General features: G+C 68.8%; 27 protein-coding genes. 14 read left to right on the top strand and 13 right to left on the bottom strand.

The window, feature by feature from the left end:
* Nucleotides 1–105 precede the first annotated feature (105 nt).
* The 3 genes from argS (ON33_RS44015) to ON33_RS15400 form a co-directional block, all read right to left on the bottom strand.
* Complete coding sequence (argS, locus tag ON33_RS44015) at nt 106–1,044, bottom strand: arginine--tRNA ligase domain-containing protein (RefSeq protein ID WP_281033218.1); 939 nt, start codon at nt 1,042–1,044, stop codon at nt 106–108.
* Complete coding sequence (gene argS, locus ON33_RS15405) at nt 989–1,873, bottom strand: arginine--tRNA ligase domain-containing protein (RefSeq protein WP_281033217.1); 885 nt, start codon at nt 1,871–1,873, stop codon at nt 989–991. The genes argS (ON33_RS44015) and argS (ON33_RS15405) overlap by 56 nt, the downstream gene beginning before the upstream one ends.
* Nucleotides 1,874–2,017: 144 nt before the next feature.
* On the bottom strand, nt 2,018–2,704 hold the full coding sequence (locus tag ON33_RS15400; RefSeq protein ID WP_040859468.1) for an SDR family NAD(P)-dependent oxidoreductase: 687 nt from the start codon (nt 2,702–2,704) through the stop codon (nt 2,018–2,020).
* A gap of 2 nt (nt 2,705–2,706) precedes the next feature.
* Here ON33_RS15400 and ON33_RS15395 point away from each other — a divergent pair, with 2 nt between their 5' ends.
* The 3 genes from ON33_RS15395 (at nt 2,707) to ON33_RS15385 (ending at nt 5,450) form a co-directional block, all read left to right on the top strand.
* Nucleotides 2,707–3,528, top strand: coding sequence for a helix-turn-helix transcriptional regulator (locus ON33_RS15395; protein WP_051152250.1), 822 nt, complete (start codon nt 2,707–2,709; stop codon nt 3,526–3,528).
* Nucleotides 3,529–3,563: 35 nt separating this feature from the next.
* Complete coding sequence (locus ON33_RS15390) at nt 3,564–4,310, top strand: pirin family protein (RefSeq protein ID WP_040859466.1); 747 nt, start codon at nt 3,564–3,566, stop codon at nt 4,308–4,310.
* Between the two features lie 657 nt (nt 4,311–4,967).
* Nucleotides 4,968–5,450 carry a hypothetical protein gene (locus ON33_RS15385; RefSeq protein ID WP_040859464.1) on the top strand — a complete coding sequence of 161 codons (483 nt, stop codon included), beginning with the start codon at nt 4,968–4,970 and terminating at the stop codon, nt 5,448–5,450.
* A 57-nt stretch (nt 5,451–5,507) separates the two neighbouring features.
* Here the strand turns inward: ON33_RS15385 and ON33_RS15380 are convergent, their stop codons facing one another.
* The 8 genes from ON33_RS15380 to ON33_RS15345 all read right to left on the bottom strand — a co-directional run bounded on the left by ON33_RS15380 (nt 5,508) and on the right by ON33_RS15345 (nt 11,262).
* Nucleotides 5,508–6,425: an SMP-30/gluconolactonase/LRE family protein gene (locus ON33_RS15380; RefSeq protein WP_051152247.1), complete on the bottom strand. Its 918-nt coding sequence runs from the start codon at nt 6,423–6,425 to the stop codon at nt 5,508–5,510.
* 45 nt (nt 6,426–6,470) lie between these two features.
* Complete coding sequence (locus ON33_RS15375; protein ID WP_040859462.1) at nt 6,471–7,289, bottom strand: helix-turn-helix transcriptional regulator; 819 nt, start codon at nt 7,287–7,289, stop codon at nt 6,471–6,473.
* A 112-nt stretch (nt 7,290–7,401) separates the two neighbouring features.
* A complete protein-coding gene (locus ON33_RS15370) occupies nt 7,402–8,247 on the bottom strand; it encodes a 3-hydroxybutyryl-CoA dehydrogenase (RefSeq protein WP_040859460.1) in 846 nt (281 codons plus the stop codon).
* A 266-nt stretch (nt 8,248–8,513) separates the two neighbouring features.
* Nucleotides 8,514–8,768 (bottom strand): hypothetical protein, encoded by a 255-nt coding sequence (locus tag ON33_RS15365; protein WP_040859458.1) that lies wholly within the window; start codon nt 8,766–8,768, stop codon nt 8,514–8,516.
* Nucleotides 8,769–8,910: 142 nt separating this feature from the next.
* Complete coding sequence (locus tag ON33_RS41265; protein ID WP_157184551.1) at nt 8,911–9,492, bottom strand: acyl transferase; 582 nt, start codon at nt 9,490–9,492, stop codon at nt 8,911–8,913.
* An 89-nt stretch (nt 9,493–9,581) separates the two neighbouring features.
* Nucleotides 9,582–10,154 carry a hypothetical protein gene (locus tag ON33_RS15355; RefSeq protein ID WP_040859456.1) on the bottom strand — a complete coding sequence of 191 codons (573 nt, stop codon included), beginning with the start codon at nt 10,152–10,154 and terminating at the stop codon, nt 9,582–9,584.
* Nucleotides 10,155–10,189: 35 nt separating this feature from the next.
* Nucleotides 10,190–10,618, bottom strand: coding sequence for a TIGR03668 family PPOX class F420-dependent oxidoreductase (locus tag ON33_RS15350; RefSeq protein ID WP_040859454.1), 429 nt, complete (start codon nt 10,616–10,618; stop codon nt 10,190–10,192).
* A 50-nt stretch (nt 10,619–10,668) separates the two neighbouring features.
* Nucleotides 10,669–11,262, bottom strand: a complete 594-nt coding sequence (locus ON33_RS15345) for a TetR/AcrR family transcriptional regulator (protein ID WP_051152244.1) — start codon at nt 11,260–11,262, stop codon at nt 10,669–10,671.
* Nucleotides 11,263–11,351: 89 nt separating this feature from the next.
* On the opposite strand from ON33_RS15345, the gene ON33_RS15340 reads away from it, so the two are divergent.
* Nucleotides 11,352–12,467, top strand: a complete 1,116-nt coding sequence (locus tag ON33_RS15340) for a Gfo/Idh/MocA family protein (RefSeq protein WP_040859452.1) — start codon at nt 11,352–11,354, stop codon at nt 12,465–12,467.
* Here ON33_RS15340 and ON33_RS15335 read toward each other — a convergent pair whose 3' ends face one another.
* Together ON33_RS15335 and ON33_RS15330 are read right to left on the bottom strand one after the other, a co-directional pair.
* The gene (locus tag ON33_RS15335; protein WP_040859450.1) at nt 12,468–12,752 is read right to left on the bottom strand and encodes a YciI family protein; all 285 of its coding nucleotides are present in this window, start codon (nt 12,750–12,752) and stop codon (nt 12,468–12,470) included.
* Between the two features lie 46 nt (nt 12,753–12,798).
* Nucleotides 12,799–13,341, bottom strand: a complete 543-nt coding sequence (locus ON33_RS15330) for an amino-acid N-acetyltransferase (protein ID WP_051152242.1) — start codon at nt 13,339–13,341, stop codon at nt 12,799–12,801.
* 120 nt (nt 13,342–13,461) lie between these two features.
* On the opposite strand from ON33_RS15330, the gene pgsA reads away from it, so the two are divergent.
* From pgsA to ON33_RS15280, 10 genes are all read left to right on the top strand, one after another.
* Nucleotides 13,462–14,139, top strand: coding sequence for a CDP-diacylglycerol--glycerol-3-phosphate 3-phosphatidyltransferase (pgsA, locus tag ON33_RS15325; RefSeq protein WP_040859864.1), 678 nt, complete (start codon nt 13,462–13,464; stop codon nt 14,137–14,139).
* Nucleotides 14,129–14,674 carry a CinA family protein gene (locus tag ON33_RS15320; RefSeq protein ID WP_051152239.1) on the top strand — a complete coding sequence of 182 codons (546 nt, stop codon included), beginning with the start codon at nt 14,129–14,131 and terminating at the stop codon, nt 14,672–14,674. The genes pgsA and ON33_RS15320 overlap by 11 nt, the downstream gene beginning before the upstream one ends.
* 81 nt (nt 14,675–14,755) lie before the next feature.
* Nucleotides 14,756–15,193: a helix-turn-helix domain-containing protein gene (locus ON33_RS15315; protein WP_040859448.1), complete on the top strand. Its 438-nt coding sequence runs from the start codon at nt 14,756–14,758 to the stop codon at nt 15,191–15,193.
* A 187-nt stretch (nt 15,194–15,380) separates the two neighbouring features.
* On the top strand, nt 15,381–16,211 hold the full coding sequence (locus tag ON33_RS15310) for a PspA/IM30 family protein (protein WP_040859446.1): 831 nt from the start codon (nt 15,381–15,383) through the stop codon (nt 16,209–16,211).
* 462 nt (nt 16,212–16,673) lie between these two features.
* Nucleotides 16,674–17,489: a phage shock envelope stress response protein PspM gene (gene pspM / locus ON33_RS15305; protein ID WP_051152236.1), complete on the top strand. Its 816-nt coding sequence runs from the start codon at nt 16,674–16,676 to the stop codon at nt 17,487–17,489.
* A 185-nt stretch (nt 17,490–17,674) separates the two neighbouring features.
* Complete coding sequence (locus ON33_RS42270) at nt 17,675–17,851, top strand: hypothetical protein (RefSeq protein ID WP_040859444.1); 177 nt, start codon at nt 17,675–17,677, stop codon at nt 17,849–17,851.
* A gap of 71 nt (nt 17,852–17,922) precedes the next feature.
* Nucleotides 17,923–18,867, top strand: coding sequence for an NADP-dependent oxidoreductase (locus ON33_RS15295; RefSeq protein WP_040859442.1), 945 nt, complete (start codon nt 17,923–17,925; stop codon nt 18,865–18,867).
* Nucleotides 18,868–18,991: 124 nt separating this feature from the next.
* The gene (locus tag ON33_RS15290; RefSeq protein WP_051152235.1) at nt 18,992–20,146 is read left to right on the top strand and encodes a sugar ABC transporter substrate-binding protein; all 1,155 of its coding nucleotides are present in this window, start codon (nt 18,992–18,994) and stop codon (nt 20,144–20,146) included.
* Nucleotides 20,147–20,158: 12 nt separating this feature from the next.
* Complete coding sequence (locus tag ON33_RS15285) at nt 20,159–20,932, top strand: ATP-binding cassette domain-containing protein (protein ID WP_040859440.1); 774 nt, start codon at nt 20,159–20,161, stop codon at nt 20,930–20,932.
* Between the two features lie 13 nt (nt 20,933–20,945).
* Nucleotides 20,946–22,373, top strand: a complete 1,428-nt coding sequence (locus ON33_RS15280) for a sugar ABC transporter permease (RefSeq protein ID WP_040859438.1) — start codon at nt 20,946–20,948, stop codon at nt 22,371–22,373.
* Nucleotides 22,374–22,398: the final 25 nt, after the last annotated feature.

Below are 22,398 nucleotides of genomic sequence, written 5' to 3'. Positions count from 1 at the left end.
TCGTCACCGGATGCACACCCGCGCGGGCGGGATGCGCGGATATCGGCGGTGGCGTGCCGAATCCTTCGACGCCGTGCGGGCCGGTTGCCGACGGTGCCCGTGCCGTCACAGCCGCTCCGGAGCCGCGATGCCGAGCAGTCCGAGACCGTGGGCGAGAGTGCGGGAGGTCAACTGGCACAGGGCAATCCGGTTGCCGCGCGCGGGTTCGGGTGAGGTCAGCACCGGGCAGGTGTCGTAGAAGATGGTGAACGCGCGCGCGAGGTCGTAGAGGTAGGTCGCGAGGCGGTGTGGTTCGAGGGCTTCGACGATGCCGGCGAGCACCGCCGCGTAGTCGTCGAGAGTGAGCAGTAGAGCCCGTTCGGCCGGTTCGAGTGTGGCGGTGGTGTCGACCGGTACGGCGCCGGGTTCGCCTGCCTTGCGCAGGATCGAGCAGATCCGGGCGTGCGCGTACTGGAGGTAGACGCCGGTGTTGCCATTGAACGCGGTCATCCGGGCCGGGTCGAACATGGAGTCCTTGACGCGGCTGGTCGACAGGTCCGCGTATTTGACCGCGCCGATGCCGGCTTGCTCGGCGATGGCGTCGAGCTCTGCCGCGGGCAGCTCGGGATTCTTCTCGGCCACGACCGACCGAGCGGCCGCGGCCGCGTCGTCGAGCAGATCCATCAACCGGACCGTGCCACCGGCACGGGTTTTGAACGGCTTGCCGTCGGGTCCCAGGATGGTGCCGTACGCGACATGGTCGACGGCGATGGCGTCGGTCAGCCACCCGGCCCGTCGGGCCGCTTCGAAGACCAGCTGGAAGTGCAGCGCTTGACGCGAATCGGTGACATAGAGCAGCCGATCGGCATGCAGGGTCGCGATCCGGTAGCGGATGGTGGCCAGGTCGGTGCTGTCGTAGCCGTAGCCGCCGTCACTCTTGCGGACCATGAGAACGGCGGGGGAGTCGTCGGGGCCGGTGACGTGTTCGGAGAGCACGACCACCGCGCCCTCACTGTGCACCGCCACCCCCTTGTCGAGCAGTTCGGTGGTGGTGTCGGCCAGCATCGCGTTGTAGAACGACTCCCCGGCGTAGTCGCCGGGAGTGAGCAGGATCCCCCAGCCGGTCGTAGATCGCGCCGAACGCCTTCTCCGATTCGGCGACGATCTCCCGCCACCGGGCCACCGTCGCCGTGTCACCGGCTTGCAGGGCGACGACGCGAGTGCGGGCACGATCCGCGAATTCCGGGTCGGCATCGAACTGGGCGCGCGCAGCCTTGTAGAGACCGTCCAGCGCCGACACCGTTGACTCGGTACCGACATCATCCGCGTGCCAAGGCGTTTCGGGGTGCTCGTCGATGAACTGGATCAGCATCCCGAACTGGGTGCCCCAGTCGCCGAGGTGATTCGCGCGCACGACATCGGCGCCCAGGAACCCGAACACCCGGGCCAGGCTGTCGCCGATGATCGTCGTCCGCAGATGGCCGACGTGCATTTCCTTGGCGACGTTGGGTGCGGAATAGTCGATGATGATCCGCTGCCCGTGCGCCGGCTCGCCGATGCCGAGCCGCGTATCTGCCAGCCGTGCGGCCAACTGCGCCCAGATCGCCGCATCGGCCAGCGTGATATTGAGGAAACCGGGGCCCGAAGCCCGCACGTCCGCGATCAAACCATCACCGCCGGAACCGATTTCACCGGCCAGTTCGGCGGCCAGCCGATTCGGCGCCGCACCCGTCCGCTTCGCCAGCGGCAGCGCGGCATTGGATTGGACATCGGCCCGATCCGACCGCCGCACCACCGGATCCGCGCCCGCCAGTTCCGGGCGGACTCGCACGATCGCCTCCGACACAGCGGCAGCGACGTGTGCGAGCAACGGCACGACAGCGGCAACGCTCACCTCAGGCTCCTTGTCCTCGAGAGCGGCGATCGAATGGCCCAGTATCCCAGTCCCCGCGGCGGACTCGACGCCGTGTGTCGAGGCGTGACTGTAGCCGCGAGTTCCGGACTGCGATAGGTATTTTCGTCGCCGATCGCCGCGCCACTACCAGGGCAGGGAGCCGGCGGCGTCGAAGTAGCCGCCGGTCGGGCCGTCCGGGGTTACCTGGGCCATGCGGACGATGATCTCGGCCCCTTCCGCGACGGTTTGGGTGCCGGCGTGGGCGTTGAGGTCGGTGGCGGTGTAGCCGGGCTCGACGGCGTTGATTCGGATGGCGGGGAAGGCTTTCGCGTATTGGACGGTGAGTCGGTTGACCGCGGTTTTGGACGTGGGATAGGTCAATCCGGGATAGGCGTGGGCGTTGGTGCCCGGGGTGGTGCCGCGGGACATCGAGGCCAGGGAGCTGCTGACATTGACGATGACAGGGGCCGAGGATTCGCGCAGCAGGGGCAGAAAGGCGTGGATGACGCGGACTACGCCGAAGACGTTGGTGTCGAACACGGTTCGCATCATGTCGGCGGTGACGTCCGCGAGATCGACGGTACCGTTGCCCTCGATATCGATGCCGGCATTGTTGATCAGGACGTCGAGACCGCCGTCGGCCTTCAGGGTTTTCGCCGCGGCCGCGACGGAGGAATCGCCTGTGACATCCAGTTGGACCGATCGCGCACCGAGTTGGGCTGCGGCGAGGCGGCCGCGTTCCGCGTCACGGCTGCCGATATGGACGGTGTGCCCGGCGGTCACGAGGCGGCGGGCGGTCTCGAAGCCCAGGCCCTTGTTCGCGCCGGTGATGAGTGTTGTCGGCCGGTGGCGCGCGGCGGGCGCCTGGACTGCGGCGCGAGGAATTGGCGCTGCTGGCCGGGATCTCGGTCGACTACGTCACCCGCCTCGAGCAGGGGCGTGCGTCCAATCCCTCGCCACAGGTGGTCGAAGCGCTGGCGCGGGCGCTGCGATTGTCGGCGGACGAACGGGCGCATCTGTATCGGCTGGCCGGACTGGTATTGCCGGAGCCGGGTACCGTTCCGACCGCGATCCCGCCCGCTGTACAGCGGATGCTGGACCGATTGGTCGGCATCCCGGTCGCGGTGTTCGACGCGTCTTGGACTCTCCTGCAAGCGAATCCGGCTTGCCTGGCACTGCTGGGCGATTCGACGACCTGGGAGGGCAACCAACGCAATCGGGTGTTGCGTCATTTCGTCGGGCCCGGCCCGGTGGGCCGCTACGCGCCGGAGACCCTGGAAGCCCTCGAAACAGCGCTCGTCTCGGACCTGCGCGCCGCCGAAGCCCGGTACCCCGCCGACCAGCAACTCGGTCAACTCATCCGAGACCTGTGCGGGCACAGTCCGCGCTTCGCGACGCTGTGGGAATCGGGCGCCGTCTCCGGCTACGACGTGACGGTCAAGACGATCGACCACCCGATCGCCGGGGCCATCACCCTGGACTGTGCCGTACTCACGGTGACCGGCTGCGACCTGCACATCATGGTCGACACCGCCGAACCCGGCAGCGACGACGCCGAACGCCTCGCGCTGCTCACCGCCCTCGGAACCCACACCGCCGTCGGCTGGCCCACACATCGCCGCCGCCCGGGAATGCCGGTTCGCCCGCCGGGTTGACAGAGGCGGGGAGGGACCGGTTGCGGAGGTGAACGATGGCGGTGCGGGAATCAGGTGTCCGGGTCGTGCCGGGCGCGGAGCGCCGGCGCTGGCGGAACGAATGGCTCGACTCCCGGCAGTCGTTCCCCGCCACCGGCAACTTCGACCTGGCCGCGAATGCCCACGGCCTGCTGATGATCCACAACGAGGACATCGTCGACCCCGGCGAAGGGTTCGACACCCACCAGCACCGTGACATGGAGATCGTCACCTGGGTGCTCGAAGGGACAGTCGTCCACCAGGATTCGGCCGGACACTCGGGCCTGATCCATCCCGGCATGGCGCAGCGCATGAGCGCGGGCACCGGGATTCTGCACTCGGAACGCAACGGCGCCGGCCTCCTCGAACGGGAGCGCCTCCACGTCGTGCAGATGTGGGTGCCGCCCCACGAGCCCGGAACCGCACCCGGGTATCAGGAGCTCGACATCACCGAGCAGCTGACCGGAAACTCGCTCGTGGCCGTCGCCTCGGGTATCCCGCGCGACCGCGATCGGACGGCCATCGTCATCGGAAACCGGTTTGCGGCATTCCATGTGGCGCGGCTGGAATCGGGCCACACGGTCCAGGTTCCCGATGCGCCCTACGGTCACGTCTTCGTGGCGCGAGGAAGCGTCGAATTCGAGGGCTCCGGAGTTCTGACCCGAGGCGACGCTGTCCGGCTGACCGCAACGGGCGGTCAGCGAATCACCGCGATCGAGCCCAGCGAACTGCTGATCTGGGAAATGCACACGACGTTCGCCTGATCGCGGTCCGCCGCCTGGAGATCTCGCGTGGCCAGCGCCTCGGTCAGTGGCATTCCCGCGCGTCGCGCGAGTAGCTGCCGTTCCCGGACCTCATGAGGCGTGCGGGGTCGATAGCCCGGACCGGCACCGCAACAGCCGCCGTGGAAGTCCAGCCCGGAATCGAGGACGATCCCGAGGACCCGCCACCCGGCCTTGTCGACCTTCCTCGGTACCGCGAGATGCGGTCCGGCATCGATGAATTCGCCCTCACACCGCGGGCATCGCCGTGGCCCGCGTCCGATCGGGTGCTTGTGGGACACCCTGCAGCGCAGGCACACCAGATGCGTCCGACTCGGGTAGAAGCACATGCGAAGCAACGTACGTCCGGCGTCCGTTCCCGTCGAGCCGTTAAGCCTGGCTCGAAGGCCCGTCGCGCGGCCCGCGCCCGGCATCTGATTCGCGACACAGACAGAGCAGGCGAAACGGTCGCGACGAGCCTGAGGGAGAATGGGTGCGTGGGCGACACACTGTGGAAGAAGTTCGGAGATCGGCTCGGCGTTCGGGCGGTCGTGATGGGGGCGGGTGCCGCGGCGCCCGCCAGCGGTTAGTTCGATGTCGGATCGGGAAGTACCGGGACGGGGATCCCTGCCAGGACCTGGCGGGAACAGGTTCGATGCGGTGGAACGGTTGCGTCGGCAGCTCGAGGCATTGAAGGCCGCCGAGAAGCGGACCGCCGAACCGGGGGATGATTCGAAGATCACCAGGCTGCCGCGTCGCCCGCGGCGCAAGAACGAAGAAGCCGTCGAGCGGCCGCAGCAGCCCTGGCGTCCGGCGGGCGGGTCCGTCTACGATCCGGCGCCGACCAGACCCGTGCTGCGTTCCGAACTGCAGCGCGAGACCGGCTGGTGGCCGGTCGACCCCGGGCCGGGGCCGCACGCTCCCGCGAGCGACCCGGGCACTGGCGAGCACGATGGCAGCGTCATCGATCTCGGAGCCATGCGACGGAAGCGAGCCGGTGACGACGCCCCGGTCGCCGGTATCCGGCCCGTGGCCAGACCGCGCAGGATCGGACCCGCAGCGGGTGAGGGATCGGCCGGTACACAGGACAGCGGCGGTGATCCCGATGTTCCCCCGCCGGACGGACCTGCCCGGCGGCACTGACCGCCATCGCTCATAGCTGCCTGCCGCAGCCGCGGGTCCTGCTCCTCGTAGTCGGACTCAGGTGTTGAGGTGTACGCGCAGCACATCCCCACGCCCCGTGGCGACCATGAGGTCGCGGTCCGAGCCCGGGACCGTCGCCACCGCGGCCAGCGGGTCTCTGGTCAGCAGCGTGCAGCTGGTGTGGGTGTCCGGGTCGATGCGGAGCAGCGTGCCGGACGTCGTGGCGGTGTAGAGGAACCCGCCAGGGCCCGCCGCGAGGTCGTCGGCGAGCGGGGTGTCGGTGGTCGTGCTCTGACCCGACGGGTCGGAGATCGGGATGCGGACCAGCCGCCCACGCGGGGTCAGGTACACCGTCGTGTAGATCGAATCACCTTGGACAGCAATGCCGTTGACGCCGAAAGCCTTTGTCTGGGCCGTCCACTCGGTGTCGACGGTGCCGTCGGGCCGGATCCGGACCACCCCGGAGCCGGTATCGGCGACGTACAGATTGCCGTCGGCGTCGAAGGCCGCGCCATTGGCCATGGTCGAGCCAGTGACGAAGGTCTCGGGAACCAGTGCGGCGGCCGCTGGATCGAATCGGACGACTCCGCTGTCATGTCCGCCGGGCAGCAGGTTCAGTGAGTTGTCGCCATAGGCGACGTACAGCAGCCGATCGGGTCCGAGGCGGATCGCGCCGGGCGAGGTGACCGGGACAGTCGCGGTGACCTGGCCCGCACTGTCGTAGCGCTGCACTTCATTCCGGTACAGCCGCGCGACCCACAGGTTGCCCTGTGCGTCGAATCCGAGGTTCTCCGCCCAGTCGACGAACGGGATCACCGCGGTGGCCACGGTCGAAACGGTCACGGAGGGGCATGAAACCGGTTGGGCCAGTGCGGTTCCGGGTGCGGCGAGACCGGCGGCCGCCACCGCGAGCAGGGTCGCGCCCGCCGCGGCGATCCGATGCGGCCGGGTGTGCTTGTGGGGGAATGGCTTCACGGTCGGTCATGGTAGGGACGAGAACCCGCCGGTTGCCTGGGTGCGCTACACCCAGGCACGCGCATCATCGAGAGCGGCGAGGCGCGCGGCGGTCGGGCTGCCGGGCTCGGCCTGATAGACCATCAGCCGCTGCCCCGGCGCGCCGCGCACGTCGAACGACTCGTAGGTCAGCAACAGCCGACCCGCCTGCGGGTGGCAGAACTCCCGGGGCTCGGTCGTCGCGACGCACAGCGTGTAGGAATGCCACAGTTCCGCGAAATCGTTACTGGCCGTGAGAAGTTCGGCGACCACCTCACGCAGCCGGGGATCGTCCGGAAACAGCGCACCCGCCTGCCGGAAGCCCGCCACCATCGCCTGGCACGTCCACGTCCAGTCGGCGCAGAACCGGCGGGCCGCCGGTTCGAGGAACGTCATGCGGGCCAGATTGTCGACGTGCGGGAAGCCGGAGAAGAAGACGCCGGCAATGGCATTGGCGGCGAGGATGTCCATGGCCGGATTCAATACCAGGGCCGGTGCGGCCGGGTAGCTGTCGACGATGCGGCGCAGCGTGGGGCTGACCGTCTCGTCCGGACTCGGCCGTCGCGCGGGCGGGGCCACCCCCGCGAGGTGATACAGGTGTTCGCGCACAGCCTCGTTCAGGCGCAGCGCGCCACTCAGCGCCTCGAGTATCTGCGCCGAAGGCCGCCGCTCCCGGCCTTGTTCGAGGCGGGTGTAGTAATCGCTGTTCATTCCCGCGAGCTCAGCGACCTCCTCGCGCCGCAGCCCCGCCACGCGGCGGCGGCCGTGCGAGATCAACCCGATCTCCTCCGGACGCAAGGCCGCGCGGCAGGCACGCAGAAACTCGCCGAGCTCGTTGCCGGTCATGGCGACCACGCTATGCGCTCGCGGGGCAACAGGTCGTGCCGGGCGGGCACCGGCCGGTTCGCGGCAGACCGCTGTCCGTGCTGAGCGCCACGGACAGCGACCGGCGCGGGTGTCAGTAGGTGTAGAAGCCGCGGCCGGTCTTGCGGCCGAGGTAGCCCGCGTCGACCATGCGGCGCAGCAGCACCGGAGGCGCGTACTGCGGCTCGCCGAATTCGGCGTAGAGGGATTCGGCGACCGCGAGGGTGACGTCGAGGCCGACGGTGTCGGTGAGGCGCAGCGGGCCCATGGGGTGGGCGCAGCCGCTGACCATGCCCTCGTCGATGTCCTCGGCGCTGGCGAAGCCGGTCTCGAACATGCGGATCGCGCTGCACAGGTAGGGGATCAGCAGGGCGTTGACGATGAATCCGGCCTGATCCTTGGATTCGATCGTGCGCTTGCCCAGGACGTCGCGGGCGTACGCGGTGACCTTGTCGACGACCTCACGGTCGGTCTTGAGCGTCACCACGACCTCGACCAGCGGCAGCACCGGGACGGGGTTGAAGAAGTGCACACCCACGACGCGGCCCGGGTTGGAGGTGGCATTGGCCAGCCGGATGACCGGGATGGAGGAGGTGTTGGTGGCCAGGATGGTCTCGGGGGAGACGATGGCGTCCAGCTTGGCGAAGAACTCGGTCTTGAGCGACTCGATCTCCGGGGCCGCTTCGATGACCAGCTCGCGGTCGGCGAAGTCGTCGATGGAGGTGGTGAGGGTGATCCGGGCGCGGGCCTCGTCGGCCGCGGCCTGCTCGAGGCGGCCGGACTTCACCGCGCGGGCCAGGGACTTCTCGATGCGCGAGACGGCGGCGTCGGCCGCCGCGGTGTCGCGTTCGAGAACCAGGACCGACCCGCCTGCGCGGGCGGCCACCTCGGCAATGCCGGCACCCATGGTGCCGCCGCCGATGACGCCGATGCGTTGCACTTGCTTCTCCTTGTACCTCGGGGAAATCGCCACCTATCTTGCTCGACCGCCGACATCCGCCTTCCGGCGGGCGGCAGCGGCAACAGCCACTGGACAGTGTGCGTGTCTCAGGCCACAGCGCCGGATGTGCGGCACCGCGGCCCGGTACTGTCCAGATCCGTCAAACATGCTGAGCGATCATCATGGGCGATTACCCCCGACGAGCCCCGAGCCGACGCAGACCGGTCCGGGGCTCGATCGGCGCGATGGGGCTTCCGGTAGGCGCGTCAATGCTCGGGCGGCTCGTTCCGGGCCCGGTACCGCAGATGCTCCAGAGCGATCCGGCCGACGCCGGTGATCAATCCGATCGCGGCGGCCGCGGCCCACAACCCGGCCCAGCTGCCGCCCATCGTCATGGCCAGCGCGATGACGGCGAGCAGCAGCAGGGCGAAACCCGGCCACGACACGCCGTCCAGCAGGGTCGGCACCGCCGCGCCGGCGGGTCGCTGACGGACGGTTTCGGGGTGGCGATTGCTGGTCATAGGAGCACGCTCTTTCCGGGTCGGACACTGCTCACCCCATCGGGTTCCCGCTTACGGGCTCCCGAAACAGGCGGTCGTCGGACCCGCGCCACCCGAATCGGCCGAAATCTGTTGTGTGCGAACAGAAATCAGCGCAATCGAATCAATTCCAAGTGCCGCCGCCGACCACCCAGATCCCCTGACCGCCCTGCGTCACCGGCTGACTGACCTGCAGGGTGACCTTGCTGCCGTCCTGGTTGGTGACCACAACGCTCGACGGCCCGTCGGCACTCGCCTGCACAGTGGTCCAGCCGAATCGCTGCTGCACAAAGCTCTTTGCGACCTGGATCCGATCGAGCCGCCAGGGCTGATGACCGCCCTCCACGGCTTGCTGCAGGTCCCTGGCCTGCTCCGCCGTGAGACCCTCGCCGGGGAAGGTCTTTCCGGACTGTGGCCCACCGCTCGGCTCGGGCTGCTTCGACGTGGTCGGTACCGGTGAGGTCGGGAATTCGTTCGTCACCGTCACGGTCGGCTCCGCAGTCGTCTCGGGCGCGGAACCCGAAACGGTCGCGGTAGCAGTGGCCGTCGCGGTCGCCGACGGCCGGCTGGTCGGCGTGACCTGAGAGCTGCTGCTACAACCGGCAATCGCCGCCCCGCAGGCCAGAACGCCGAGAATTGTCACCCCGGCTCGCCGCCCCACCGCCACGAACGTGCTCGACCGACGGCTGATGATTGTGCTGTGCATAGGTCTCCCCCTGTGCATGGAACCGAATCACCCCGACCGCGATCCCGAACGGACCCGCTGACCGAATGTCGTCCCGCCAACTCGGATCGTTAACCACCAAAACCAGTTTGGCGTACAGCGTCGTACCCGCGGAGTAGGTTCGCGATCATGCAGCCGGCCACCGCCGTGGTCGCGGATGTCGTCGCGGGAATCACGCCCTTCGATGACCTCGAACGGCGGCATCGCGCAACCACATTGGACTGGCTCGCATCGACCGACGACATCTTGGCCGCCATGGCGGGCGCGAGGATCTCGGTCCCGACCGCGGATCCCACGAGAATCCCGGTGGCAGCCAGAGTTTCGCCGACCGAATCGCCGTCGTCGAGCGCCGCGACGAGCAGGGCCGACCGGGTGCGCTCGGGTAGTGCGGCGCCGCGCGCCGAGAAAGCCCGTTCGAGGCGTTCGGTCAGGGGCAGGGTCGGCACGGAATCGGCGAGATCCGCTGCGGCCGTGGGTAGTTCGGTCAGAGCCAGCGGGTTGCCGTGCGCCTCGGCGAGCACCCGGCGGCGCAGCTGGACGGGCAGGTCCGGCGCGGTGCGGTCGAGCAACGCGTTCGCGTCGTCCTCGGCCGGCGGGCCGAGCCGCATGAGGGTCAGTCCGGCCTCCCGCGGCGGTGAGTCCATGCCGCCGCGCCAGATACTGGCGAGCTGCTACGTCCTCAGGCGTACGACCAGCCGCGCACCGAGTCGACCGCGATCCGGATGATCGGTCCGGTCGGCGGATCCGCTTGGTACTGAGGATATTTGGCGACGAGCCAGCCGAGCGGCAGCTCGCGGTCCACCGTGCCCTCGAGGATGTCGGCGCTGCCGTCGAAACGCGTCCACCACAGCTGGGTCCAGTCCTCGTCGTAGTGATCGGCCAGCAGCGAGACGCGGGGATTCGCCGCGATGTTCCGCAACCGCCGCAGATCGGTCGTGCTCTTGGGTTTGTGATCGATCGCGATCGCCACCAGCAGCGGCGAATCCGCGGGGGAGACCGCGAAGGTGACGGGCACCAGGTGCGGTAGCCCGCTGCCATCCGAGGTGGCCAGCCGCGCCACCCGGGCGGCACGAAACCTGGCCAGTGCTGTGGACTCGTCCGATCGCACGAGATCAACGGTAGCCCGCCGGTCGCGATGCGCCACTGCCGGTCCGGCGATCAGCGGGGTGCGGACAATCCGTCCAGCACAATGCGCAGCGTGCGCTGCCATTGGTCCGGAGCGGCCCGCACGCCGACGGTGTGATCGGCGGTGCCCACCCCGGCCAGTGCGAAAGCCACGTCTTCCCAGCCGATATCGGCGCGCATCGAGCCATCCTGCTGTGCCCTGCCGACCAGGGCGCGCAGTCGCTCGCGCAGATCGCCGATACAGCGATCCACCTCGCCGCTGCCCGCGCCGCCCAGGGCGTCGTTGACGCCGCAGCTCTCCGCCCGCAAACCCACATAGGCGGAGGCGAATTCGGTGAAACCCCGCCACGGATCCGGGTCGGCGAGGGCCCGGTCGGCGGCGGCGATGCCCTCGTCGAGAACCTCCTCCAGCACCGCCGTCAGCAGCGCGTCGAGCGAGGGCACCCGCCGGTAGAAGGTCCCCTTGCCCACCCCGGCTCGCTGTGCGATCTCCTGCGCGGTGACCGCCACTCCGACCTCCGCCACCGCCGCCCGGGCGGCCGTGACCAGTCGTTCGAGATTGCGGCGCGCGTCGGCGCGCGGGGTCGGCGCGGCATCCCGGGTGAGCAGGCGATCGACGGCGGTCATGACCGGACTCTAGCAAAGTGGACTTACCGAGTCCGGTTGACTACCGTCCGAAACGGACGCATCGAGTCCGGTTGATGGAGGAGTGAGTGATGTCGGACAGCATTCGAGTGGGAATCATCGGCGCGAACCCGGACCGCGGCTGGGCCGCGCGGGCCCACATCCCGGCCCTGCGCGCGCTACCGGACTTCGAATTGACCGCGGTCGGCACCAGCCGTCGCCAGAGTGCCGAACGCGCGGCCCGCGTGTTCGGTGCGGCCCATGCCTTCACCGACGCGCGCGAGCTCGCCGAGCATCCCGACGTCGACCTGGTCGTCATCACCGTGAAGGTCCCCGCGCACGCCGAACTGATCCGCGCCGCCCTCGCCGCGGGCAAGCACGTCTACTCCGAATGGCCGCTCACCCGGACCACCGCCGAAGCCGAGGCCATCGTGGCCGCGGCCGCCGGCGCACCCGGCCTCCACGTCGTCGGACTGCAAGCCGAGCTCGCCCCCGCAGTCCGGCGAGCTCGGGAACTGATCGTCAACAGTCGCTATGTGGGCAAGGTGATTTCGGCGACGGTCTACGCGGCCCGCGGCAAGGGCGCGGGTGGCCGCATCCCGCAGTGGGCGGCCTACACCCTGGACCGTGAGAACGGCGCGGGCATGCTGGAGGTCGCGGGCGGCCACACCCTGGCAACCGTCGAATCGATCGTCGGTTCGCTCGCCGAGGTCTCGGCCGAGCTCGTGATTCGCCACCCGCTCACCATCATCGACGAAACCGGCGAGCGGGTGACGGGCTCCAGCCCCGACCACCTGCTGCTCACCGGACGCACCGACAAGGGCGTGCCGGTTTCGGCCCACATCCACGACGCCAAGGTCACCGACGGCCGCACCCGCATCGAAATCTCCGGCACCGACGGCGATCTGGCCATCGTCAGTGACGGCCCGTCGGGTGCGGGCGGCATCCAGATGAGCGATCTGCGCCTGCTGGGGTCCAACGGCCCGAGCGGCAGCTGGCAGGACCTGACCCCCGAGGAGGCCGCCCCCTTCGCCGCACTGCCGATCGAATCCCGCAATGTGGCAAGGCTTTACGACCGTCTGGCGAGCGATGTCCGCCGCAATCTGCACCTGGTCCCGGACTTCGGGATGGGCCTGCACCTGCATCGCGTGCTGGACGCCATCCGCCGCAGCGCCGACTCCGGCCGTCGCGAAACCGTCGAATTCTGATCAGGACACGAACGCGCCCATGGTCGGCACCCACTCGACGATGCGCTTGTCGGTCAGCAGGCCCTCACGGTTGAACGGGTCGTTCTCGAACAGCGTCGTCACCGCCTCCAGGTCCTCGGCCTGAACCAGGATCAGCGCGCCGGACCCGTCCGGGTACGGGCCGCTGGTGAGGACGGTGCCCGCGTCGACGAGGTTGTCGAGCCAAGCCCGATGGGCAGGACGGTGGATGTCGCGGCCCGGGACGGTGGTCTCGGAGTAGACGTAGTGGACGGCGAAGACGGCCATGGGCTGTCGCTCCTGATCGAAGTCGGTACGGGTGATGCGGAAAAGTTCAGAGCGTCAACAGCATTCGGGTATTCCCGAGCGTGTTCGGCTTGACGTAGGACAGATCCAGGAATTCGGCGACACCGGTGTCGTAGGACCGGCACATCTCGGCGTACACCTCCGCGGTCACCGGCGTGCCCTCGATCTCCGCGAACCCGTGCCGGGCGAAGAAATCCACCTCGAAGGTCAGCACGAACAGCCGCTCGAGCTCCAGCTCCCGCGCCACCGCGATGAGCTGCTCCACGATCAGCCGCCCCGCGCCCGTGCCCTTGATGTCCGGGTGCACCGCGACCGTGCGCACCTCACCCAGGTCCGCCCACAGCACATGCAGCGCGCCGCAGCCGAGGATCTGCCCGTCGCGTTCGACGACCCAGAATTCCTGGACTGCCTCGTACAGCGTCACCAGGTTCTTCTCGAGCAGGATCCGGCCGGCGTAGATGTCGATGAGGCCCTTGATCTCGGGCACGTCAGAGGTTCGCGCTCGGCGGACGATCGGCGCGACCGCCGCCTTCCCGCCGATCGAACCACTGCCAGGTGCCCGTGTTGTCATGGGGTGCACAGTAGTCGGCTCGCGTACCGATAGGCTTGTCGGTGTGTCACTCATCCCGCTCCCCCGCATCCCGGCATGGCCCGGAAACCATGGCCGGCGTCTCGGCCGGTGGGGGCAGTGGTGACCGTGCAGCGTGACGAGTTGGAGGGGCGCTGGACCGATGCCGGTCCAGCGGCGAGTCCGGGATTCGCGGCCGTGTCGCGGCCGGAGCCGCCGGCCGAACCACGGGCGGTGCCGCTGCTGAACATCGCCAATGTGCTGACGGTGCTGCGCATCCTGATCGTGCCGCTGTTCCTGATTGCCCTGTTCGCGCACGGCGGGCACGAGACCGAGTGGCGCTGGATCGCGGCCGGGCTGTTCGGCCTCGCCGCCATCACCGATCGCATCGACGGGCAACTGGCACGCAAGTACGGCCTGGTCACCGACTTCGGCAAGCTGGCCGACCCGATCGCGGACAAGGCGCTCATCGGGGCCGCGCTCATCGGACTGTCGATGCTGCACGATCTGCCCTGGTGGATCACCATCGTCATCGTGGGCCGCGAACTGGGCGTGACCCTGCTGCGGCTGGCCGTGGTCCGGCGCGGGGTGATTCCCGCGGGCCGGGGCGGCAAGCTCAAGACGCTGGTCCAGTCCGTCGCCATCGCCGTGCTGCTGCTACCGCTCTCCGGCGGATTCGCCTCGGCCGGAATGGACTTGATGTACGTGGCGGTCGTACTGACGGTCGTCACCGGTCTCGACTACGTCGTGCAAGCGGCCCGGCTCTGGTTCGGGTCGCCGGGCGGCAGCCATGCGGCCTGACATCGAGGCCGCCCTGTCCCGCGTAGCGACCGCTGCGCCCGTTCCGCCCGACCCGCTCATCACCTCGGCGCCCGCCGCCGACCTGGTGGCAGCGCTGATCGCCGCCGGTCAGACCGTGGCCACCGCGGAATCGCTGACCGCCGGGCTGCTCAGCGCCACCATCGCGGGAATTCCCGGCGCGAGCGCGGTGTTGCGGGGTGGACTGATCGTCTACGCCACCGACCTCAAACAATCCCTCGCGGGTGTGAGTGCCGACACTTTGGCCGCCGACGGACCGGTGGCCGCGACCACCGCCGAACAGCTCGCCGTGGGGGCCCGCCGGCGCTGCGGCGCGGACTGGGGGATCGCGCTCACCGGTGTCGCCGGACCCGAACCTCAGGACGGCAGGCCGGTCGGCACGGTATTCCTTGGTATAGCGGGTCCGGAGTCCACCGAGGTACTTCGGTTGAAGTTGTCGGGGGACCGGTGGACGATCAGGGTGGGCGCGGTTCGCGCCGCGGTCACCGAACTCGTCCGCATCGTCAGGGACGAGTGACGAGGCCGGGAACGCGCGGCCGACGCCGGACGTTGTCCAGTCAAACGCTGGGTCCGGCGAGACGAGTGTGAGGAGAACGAGATGACGCTGCTGCGAGAAGCCATCGGGGAAAGCCTGCGGCGCGCTCGGGTCGCCCAGAGCCGGACGTTGCGTGAGGTCTCCACCTCCGCGCGCGTGAGTCTGGGGTACCTGTCGGAGGTCGAGCGCGGCCGCAAGGAGGCGTCCAGTGAGCTGCTGGCCGCCATCTGCCAGGCCCTGGACGTGCCGCTGGCGCAGGTGCTCTTCGACGTGAGTTCCGCCATGGCCGACGCCGACAAGGCCACCGCCTTGGCTGCCGAGAAGGCCACGGTGGGCGCCGGCAAGGTGCCCGCCAAGGCCGGGCTGGCCAAGGCCGCCGCGAAGGTTACCCCGCGGGGTGGCGATGGCGACGTGGCGCTGGCCGCGGATGGAACTTTCGGCCCCCGAATTGTGATTCCGGCCCCGAAGTCGGATCGTCTGGTGCTGGTGGCTGCCAAGTGATGACTGTGCTCCGGAGCCGAAAGGGATAAATTCTCTGTAGGCTTCGTGCCGGAGGCGTCGTGCTGTTGCCGAAATCTCCGGAACGGCCGCTGCACAGTGGAGATATGGACAACAGGGGTGCGCGACGGTCGCGCACTACTTGTCGCGCTACGGGGCGCGGCACGTCATATGGAGGCGGGATCAATCGATGGCTAATCCGTTCGTGAAGGCCTGGAAGTACCTGATGGCCCTCTTCGATTCGAAGATCGAAGAGCATGCGGATCCGAAGGTCCAGATCCAGCAGGCCATCGAGGAAGCTCAGCGCCAGCATCAGGCCCTGTCGCAGCAGGCCGCGTCGGTGATCGGCAACCAGCGCCAGCTGGAGATGAAGCTGAACCGCCAGCTGGACGAGGTCGAGAAGCTCAATGCCAATGCGCGCCAAGCGGTTCTGCTTGCCGACCAGGCCAACGCCTCGGGCGACACCGAGAAGACGATCCAGTACACCAATGCCGCAGAGGCTTTCGCCGCGCAGCTGGTCACCGCAGAGCAGGCCGTCGAGGACCTGAAGGTGTTGCACGACCAGTCGTTGCAGGCCGCTGCCCAGGCCAAGAAGGCCGTCGAGCAGAACGCCATGCTGCTGCAGCAGAAGGTCGCCGAGCGCACCAAGCTGCTGTCCCAGCTGGAGCAGGCCAAGATGCAGGAGCAGGTTTCGGCCTCGCTGCAGCAGATGGACTCCACCCTGTCGGCGCCCGGCACCACCCCGAGCCTGGACGCGGTCCGCGAGAAGATCGAGCGCCGCTACGCCAACGCCCTCGGTGCCGCCGAGCTGGCCCAGAACACGGTTCAGGGCCGCATGATGGAGGTCCAGCAGGCCTCGGTCCAGATGGCCGGCCACAACCGCCTCGAGCAGATCCGCGCCTCCATGCGCGGCGACTCCCTCCCCGCCGGCGGTGCGCCGCAGCCGCAGATCCAGCAGGGCCAGCCCGCCCAGCCGGCCGCCCAGCCCAACTTCAACAAGGGCCAGGCCGCCCAGCAGTAACTGCTGGGCGAAAGGTAGTACACGATGGGGAGATCGCGGGCCGAGAACACTCCCGCGACCTCCCCTGCCCGTTTTCTGCGCCGTACGCGCACGAAAACCCCTGATCCCATCCCGGGTTTCGCCGCCCCGATTCCGCCGCCCGTAAACGCTCAGCCTGCCGTGCAGTCCGAAACCGCCGGGCCCGGAACGGCTTCCGCTCCGGCGGCGGGCACTGTCCCTGCGCCGGAGCGCAATCCGTCTCACCTGCACCGGAATTCGCCGGCGCCCGCGCCGCGGACCACGCCGCCCGGTTTCGAAGCCGGCACGGCCCACCCGAATTTCGCCTACGGTCGAACGGGAGGCGGCACAGTGGAATTCGGCCGCCGGCCGGACACTTCGAAGTCTCGCTTCGCGGGCGCCACGGGAGCTGAGGCCGGAAGAGGCCGGAGGAAGCGGGCTCGACGAGAACGAGCCACCGAGGCGGTGCGGGAGGTGCTGGCGCCCACCGGGTTCGAGCCCGAGGAGTTGGCGCAGCGGCTGCCGGACACCTTGCGGGGCGTGGGGGAGCAGGCGCTGGTGGCCGTCCGGAAGTGGGCGGATCCACGGGAGCGTGAGCTGCGGAAGCGGCGCCGGGCGCGCCGCCGGAGTTTCCGGCTGGGTACGGCTTCGGGGCTGACGACGGCCGGAACCGTTGGATTGGTGCTGATTTCGGCCCCGGCCTGGGCGGTGGTCGTGGTGGGTGGCGGCGCGGTGGCGCTGGTCACCGGTACCGCGGTGACCGCTCGCCGGTATCTGGAGATGCGGCGGGAACCGCTGCCGCAGGCCGCCTTCGTCCCTCGGAAGCTGCCGCCGATCCGGTCCGCGGCGCGGGCGTCGATCGCCCGATTGGTCCGGGCCGAGCGGGCCCTGCACGGATTGCACTCGCAGATCGCGCGGACGGGCCGCCTGCCCGAGGACGATCTCGAGGACACCCTCGCAACGGCCGCCTCCGGAGCCGCCGCCCTGCACGCGCTGGCACAGGACGTGGTCGCCATGGAACGGGCCGTGGATGCGCTGGGCGCGAATTCGCCACTGGGCGAGCATGTCCAGGCTGTTTCCCTCCGTCTCGACGGCGGCGTCGTCGAATACGAGGGCATGGTCGCCGCCGCGGCCCGGGTGCTGGCCGTCCCCGAGAGTGCGGCCGTCGCCGACGATCTCGGCTGGGCCATGGTCGGCCTGCGCGATGCGGCGGATCGCCTCGACGGCTGGGCCCAGGCCCTGACCGACCTCGCCGACCAGCGCTTCCGCGCGAATCCCTGACCCGGTTCGGCCGTAGGGGCCTCGGGGTGAACCCTGATTCTGTCCCGGATATCGGTGCTGACCTGGTGATTTTATGGCGCGGCCGACGCAGTATGGATGGTGTCGGATCGCGCGGACGGCGGTTCGGAGACTATGGATGGTGTCGGATCGCGCGGACGGCGGTTCGGAGACTAGGGAGGCAAGGAATGTTCTGGAAGATTCTCGGCGTCGTCGTCCTCGTGTGGATCGCCTTCGCGGTGCTCGGGTGGCTGATCAAGGCACTGTTCCCGATCCTGCTGGTGAGCGCCATCATTTTCGGTCTGTACGTGCTGTACAAGGCGGTGTCCGGGTCCAAGGACAAGTCGCCGTTGAGCAAGTTCTGAGCGGTCGGACTTCCGGGCCGCCCGCCCCTCGGTAACGAGGGCGGGCGGCCCTTTTTCGTAGAATCGCAAGCATGGCTACTGCTGTCGTTGCCACCGCCTACGGTGGACCGGAAGTCTTGTCGCTGATCGAGGTCGAGGTGCCCGAGCCGGGGCCGGGGGAGGTCACCATCGCGGTGCGGGCCGCCGGGGTGAATCCCTTCGACTACAAGCTCTACAGCGGTGCGTTCGGGACGGATCCCGGCAAGCTGCCGATCCGGATCGGCCTGGAGGTGGCCGGTGTGGTCACCGCGGTCGGTCCCGACGCGGTCGGTCCGGCCGGGCCGATCTCGGTCGGCGACGAGGTGATCGCGCCGGTGGCCGGAGGCTATGCCACCGTCGTCACCGCGAAGGCCGCCCGGGTCGTGCCCAAGCCCGCCGATGTGGATTGGAAGCAGGCGGCCGGCGTGCTCAGCGTCGGCGGGACCGCGGTGCACCTACTCGCCGCGACCGGCGTCGGTTCGGAGGACACCGTGCTGATCCACGGCGCCGCGGGCAGTGTGGGCGCGCTGGCCGCGCAATTGGCGGTGGCGCGGGGTGCGCGGGTGATCGGCACGGCCTCGCCGAGCCGGCACGAACGGTTGCGCGCCTACGGTGTCGAGCCCGTCGCCTACGGTCCGGGCCTCGCGGATCGCGTCAAGGCGCTGGCACCCAAGGGAATCGACGCCGCGCTCGATACGGTGGCCACCGATGAGGCGGTCGACGTCTCGCTGGAACTGGTTGCCGACCGGAGCCGGATCGCGACCATCGTGGCCTTCGATCGGGCGGCCGCGGAGGGTTTCAAGGCGCTCGGCCAGGGCCCCGGGGCCGATCCGGGCACCGAGATCCGCGGCAATGCTTGGCGTGAGTTACTGCCGCTGTTGTCCACGGGCAAGCTGGATCTCGCGATCGCCAAGACGTTCCCGCTGTCCGAGGTGGCCGCGGCGCACGAATTCGTGATCGAGGGGCACGCGGGTGGGAAGGTCATCCTGCTGCCCTGAACCGGGCCACATCGATTTGGCGAAACGTCTCATATGAGTGACTCACACGGCATATGTTGTTGCCCACAACATATGCCGTGTGTGCGGTCGCAACCCAGTGACCGCCGCGTGAAAGGTCACCCTGATGAGGACGAAAAGCGCGCTCCCGCCGAAGAAGTCCGGACGCCGACGGGGTTACGCCGCCGCCGCGCTGGCACTGTCCGCCCTGCTCACCCTCACCGCCTGCGGATCCAATTCCAGCAGCACGACCTCCCCCTCGAACGCGCCGTCGGGCGGCGGCGCCAATGGCACGGTCGGGGTCATCCTCCCCGAGACCGCCACCTCGGCCCGCTGGGAATCCTTCGACAAGCCGCTGCTCCAGAAAGCCTTGAACGAGGCCGGATTCGACGCCGACGTGCAGAACGCGCAGGGCGACGTCCAGAAGTTCTCCACCCTCGCTGACGGCATGATCGCCAAGGGTGTGAAGGTGCTGCTCATCGCCTCCATCAACGGCGAGGTGGGTAGCGCGGTCGCGGCCAAGGCCAAGCAGGCCGGCATTCCGACCATCGACTACGACCGCCTCAACCTCGGCGGATCCTCCGACTACTACGTCTCTTTCGACAATGTGAAGGTCGGCGCGCTGCAGGGTCAGGGGCTGGCCACCGCGTTGAAGGACAAGCCGGGCGCGCAGGTCGTCGAGATCGAGGGCGCGCCCACCGACAACAACGCCACCCTGTTCCACCAGGGCCAGGAGCAGGTGCTGCAGCCCCTGTACGACTCGGGCGCCCTGAAACTCGTACGCAGCCAGGCCATAGACGACTGGAACAATCAGAAGGGCGGCACCACTTTCGAGCAGATCCTCACCGGCGCCAGCGGCAAGGTCGACGGCGTGGTCGCGGCCAATGACGGCCTGGCCGGTGCGGTGATCACGGTGCTGAAGAAGAACGGCCTCAACGGCAAGGTGCCGGTGACCGGTCAGGACGCCACCGTGGACGGGCTCAAGGCGGTGCTGCGCGGCGATCAGTACATGACCGTGTTCAAGCCCATCAGGGACGAGGCCGAGAACGCCGCGAAACTCGCTGCGGCCCTCGCCAAGGGCGACAAGGCCGCCGCGGATGCGCTGGCGCAGGGCGTGAGTCAGGACCCGAAGGGCAAGCGGGACGTGAAATCGGTGCTGCTGCAACCGCAGTTGATCACCAAGTCCGAGGTCAAGCAGGTGGTGGACTCGGGGTTCGTGAAGGCCACGGACGTCTGCTCCGGCGACGTGAAGTCGGCCTGCACCGCACTTGGCATCGCCTGAGGATCGAAAGACATGAGTGAGCCGCTGCTCCAGATAACCGGACTGAACAAGAGTTTCGGACCGGTGCACGTGCTGCACGACGTGGACCTCACCGTGCCGGCGGGAGAGGTCACCGCACTCGTCGGGGACAATGGCGCGGGCAAATCCACGCTGGTGAAATGTGTTGCCGGAATCCACGCCGCCGATTCCGGCGAGGTGCGATTCCGTGGCGAACCCGTGCACCTGCGTGGCGCCAAGGATGCGGCGGCGCTCGGCATCGAGGTCGTCTACCAGGACCTGGCCCTGGCCGACAATCTCGACATCGTGGCCAATATGTTCCTCGGCCGGGAGCGCGGCAAGCCGTGGCTGCTGGACGAGGCGAGCATGGAGGAGGCGGCGCGGCGCACCCTGGCCTCGTTGGGGGTGCGCACCGTGAAATCGGTGCGCACCCCGGTCGCAGCTCTTTCCGGCGGCCAACGCCAGACCGTGGCGATCGCGAAAGCGGTGCTCTGGAACAGCAATCTGGTGCTGCTGGACGAACCCACCGCGGCACTCGGGGTGGCGCAGACCCGGCAGGTGCTGGATCTGGTGCGGCGGCTGGCCGAACAGGGACTGGGGGTGGTGCTGATCAGCCACAACCTGGCCGACGTATTCGAGGTCGCCGATCGGATCGCGGTGCTGTATTTGGGCCGGATGGCCGCGCAGGTGCGGACCGCGGATGTCACCACCGGTCAGGTGGTGGAGCTGATCACCGCCGGGCGTTCCGGAGATCTGGGCTTGGCGCGGCCGGAAGCCGCGGTGCTGTGAGGAAGCCACTGCTATGACCAATGTTTCGGAATCGGCGCCGGTCGAACCGGGTACCGCCATCACCGACTTCGGGATCGACACCACGACCCGGTCGACGCGAGATGCCGTGCGTGACTATGTGGCCCGGCTGCGCGGCGGGGAGATCGGGTCGCTGCCGGCGATCCTGGGCCTGGTCGCGCTGGTGGTGCTGTTCTCGCTGATGTCGGATGTGTTCCTCTCGCTCAACAACATCGCGAACCTGCTCGCGCAGGGGGCGGGGCAGACCATCATCGCCATCGGGATCGTGTTCGTGCTGTTGATCGGGGAGATCGATCTGTCGGCGGGCACGGCGTCCGGGGTGGCGGGGGCGGTGCTGGCCATGCACTACGTGGACAACGGGAACCTGTTGACCGGCATGGGATCCACGGTGTTCTTCGTGTTCAACGCCATGCTGGTGCTGGCCGCGATCCTGGCGGGACTGCTGCGGATCTGGCCCGGGGTGGCGTTCTCGGTTCTGGGGATCGTGCTGACAATTGTTGGCTTTCAAGCGAATCCGTGGGTCGAGATGCTGCTTGCGGTGTGTGTGGGCGCGGCCATCGGGTGCATCACCGGGTTTCTGATCGCGAAGATCGGGATGCCGTCGTTCGTGGTGACGCTGGCCTTGTTCCTGGCGTGGCAGGGCGTGATCCTGCAGCTCATCGGTGAGGGCGGGGTGTTGGGGATCAGTTCGTCGCACGTGCTCAACGCCGTGGCGAACGGGAACCTGTCCACCGTGGGGAGCTGGGCGCTCTGTGTCGTGGCGGCCGGTGGTTATGCGACGGTCACGCTCGGCGGGCATCTGCGGCGCCGGCGTCGCGGGCTGGTCACCTCGCCGGCGCCGCTGGTGATCGCGAAGGTGGTGGCGCTGAGCGGGTTCGCGATCGTGGTGACGGCGCTGCTCACCGTGAATCGTTCGCCGAGCAAGCTGATCGTGATTTCCGGTGTGCCGTATGTGGTTCCGATCGTGCTGGTGCTGCTGGTCGCGGGGACCTATGTGCTGACCCGCACCACCTATGGTCGTCACATCTACGCCGTCGGTGGGAACATGGAGGCGGCCCGGCGCGCGGGCATCAACGTAACCCAGTTGCGGGCAAGCGTTTTCGTCATCTGCTCGGCCTGCGCGGCGGTCGGCGCCATTGTCTACTCCTCGAAGGTCGGCTCGGTCGATCCGCAGGCGGGCGGGCTCAACACCCTGCTGTTCGCGGTCGGCGCGGCCGTGATCGGCGGCACCTCGCTGTTCGGCGGCCGGGGCCGGGTGGCCGACGCGGTGATCGGCGGTGCGGTGCTGGCCGTGGTCTCCAACGGGCTGGGCCTGCTGCGGCAGCCCGCGGCGGTGGTGTCCATCGTGACCGGGCTGGTGCTGCTGCTCGCCGCGACCGTCGACGCGCTCTCGAGACGCCGCGTGGCGATAACGGGTCGTTGAGCCGCACAATGGTATTACCGAGTCC

The organism is Nocardia niigatensis NBRC 100131, assembly GCF_000308655.1.
Classification (GTDB): Bacteria; Actinomycetota; Actinomycetes; order Mycobacteriales; family Mycobacteriaceae; genus Nocardia; species Nocardia niigatensis.
This window is presented reverse-complemented; position numbering and strand designations above follow the sequence as displayed.

Excerpts from the sequence above, each read along its gene's own strand:
- argS (WP_281033218.1), bottom strand. The coding sequence starts at position 1,044 with ATGCTGGCCGACACCACCACCGAACTGCTCGACAAGGGGGTGGCGGTG.
- ON33_RS15390 (WP_040859466.1), top strand. The coding sequence starts at position 3,564 with ATGGCGGTGCGGGAATCAGGTGTCCGGGTCGTGCCGGGCGCGGAGCGC.
- ON33_RS15375 (WP_040859462.1), bottom strand. The coding sequence starts at position 7,289 with ATGACCGGCAACGAGCTCGGCGAGTTTCTGCGTGCCTGCCGCGCGGCC.
- ON33_RS15365 (WP_040859458.1), bottom strand. The coding sequence starts at position 8,768 with ATGACCAGCAATCGCCACCCCGAAACCGTCCGTCAGCGACCCGCCGGC.
- ON33_RS41265 (WP_157184551.1), bottom strand. The coding sequence starts at position 9,492 with ATGCACAGCACAATCATCAGCCGTCGGTCGAGCACGTTCGTGGCGGTG.
- ON33_RS15355 (WP_040859456.1), bottom strand. The coding sequence starts at position 10,154 with ATGGACTCACCGCCGCGGGAGGCCGGACTGACCCTCATGCGGCTCGGC.
- ON33_RS15345 (WP_051152244.1), bottom strand. The coding sequence starts at position 11,262 with ATGACCGCCGTCGATCGCCTGCTCACCCGGGATGCCGCGCCGACCCCG.
- ON33_RS15340 (WP_040859452.1), top strand. The coding sequence starts at position 11,352 with ATGTCGGACAGCATTCGAGTGGGAATCATCGGCGCGAACCCGGACCGC.
- ON33_RS15335 (WP_040859450.1), bottom strand. The coding sequence starts at position 12,752 with ATGGCCGTCTTCGCCGTCCACTACGTCTACTCCGAGACCACCGTCCCG.
- ON33_RS15330 (WP_051152242.1), bottom strand. The coding sequence starts at position 13,341 with ATGACAACACGGGCACCTGGCAGTGGTTCGATCGGCGGGAAGGCGGCG.
- ON33_RS15320 (WP_051152239.1), top strand. The coding sequence starts at position 14,129 with ATGCGGCCTGACATCGAGGCCGCCCTGTCCCGCGTAGCGACCGCTGCG.
- ON33_RS15315 (WP_040859448.1), top strand. The coding sequence starts at position 14,756 with ATGACGCTGCTGCGAGAAGCCATCGGGGAAAGCCTGCGGCGCGCTCGG.
- ON33_RS15310 (WP_040859446.1), top strand. The coding sequence starts at position 15,381 with ATGGCTAATCCGTTCGTGAAGGCCTGGAAGTACCTGATGGCCCTCTTC.
- ON33_RS42270 (WP_040859444.1), top strand. The coding sequence starts at position 17,675 with ATGTTCTGGAAGATTCTCGGCGTCGTCGTCCTCGTGTGGATCGCCTTC.
- ON33_RS15295 (WP_040859442.1), top strand. The coding sequence starts at position 17,923 with ATGGCTACTGCTGTCGTTGCCACCGCCTACGGTGGACCGGAAGTCTTG.
- ON33_RS15290 (WP_051152235.1), top strand. The coding sequence starts at position 18,992 with ATGAGGACGAAAAGCGCGCTCCCGCCGAAGAAGTCCGGACGCCGACGG.
- ON33_RS15285 (WP_040859440.1), top strand. The coding sequence starts at position 20,159 with ATGAGTGAGCCGCTGCTCCAGATAACCGGACTGAACAAGAGTTTCGGA.
- ON33_RS15280 (WP_040859438.1), top strand. The coding sequence starts at position 20,946 with ATGACCAATGTTTCGGAATCGGCGCCGGTCGAACCGGGTACCGCCATC.